General features: G+C 34.5%; 1 protein-coding gene. It reads right to left on the bottom strand.

What is annotated here, in order from left to right; translation table 11 throughout:
• A partial coding sequence (locus tag EII29_RS11490; protein ID WP_148096437.1) for a hypothetical protein occupies positions 1–599 on the bottom strand: 599 nt, incomplete at its 3' end.
• Positions 600–623: the final 24 nt, after the last annotated feature.

Genomic DNA, 623 nt, shown 5'->3' with positions numbered 1-623 from the left:
GCTTCTCCCGTAAGCTTGCCGTTTCTGTATACATCAACTACTCCCGGTGTTATATTTACATTTATTCCTATATTTCTGTTCTTATTTATATCTTCCAAATCTTCATGTCTATATTCTTTTGTATTTAATGTAAATCCACCATCTATTACAGAACCTACCTGCTTTGTTATTCCTGTTACATTCAGTGTACCTTCCTGTGCTGTAAAGCTTCCTACTGCATTTGTCATCCTTTGTGTTGTATCTCCTATTGAGTATCCTACTTCAATATTTGAAGTATACAGACCATTAGCATTTTCTCCTTTACCGTTTCTTATTACAGTATGGTTTCCTACTCCTATTCCATAACCTATATTATATCCTCTATGCTTTCCGTCCACTTTATCTTGAACACTTATTACTTCAAGATTTTTTACTGTGCCCTGTATTCCATTTGTCTGAATATCCACTCCTATTAGTTTTACTTCAGGACTGTTATTATAATACGAAGTTCCTTTTGTTATGTCTTCATTCTTGGAGTAATATTCTGATGTCATTTCTCCCTTTCCTCTGTTTACACTTGGAGTTATTGTTCTGCTTGAAGGTTTTAATACATTCTGCACCTGTCCTGCCGTATCAAAAGTATT

This window comes from Leptotrichia sp. OH3620_COT-345, assembly GCF_003932895.1.
In the GTDB taxonomy this organism is placed as follows: Bacteria; Fusobacteriota; Fusobacteriia; order Fusobacteriales; family Leptotrichiaceae; genus Pseudoleptotrichia.
This window is presented reverse-complemented; position numbering and strand designations above follow the sequence as displayed.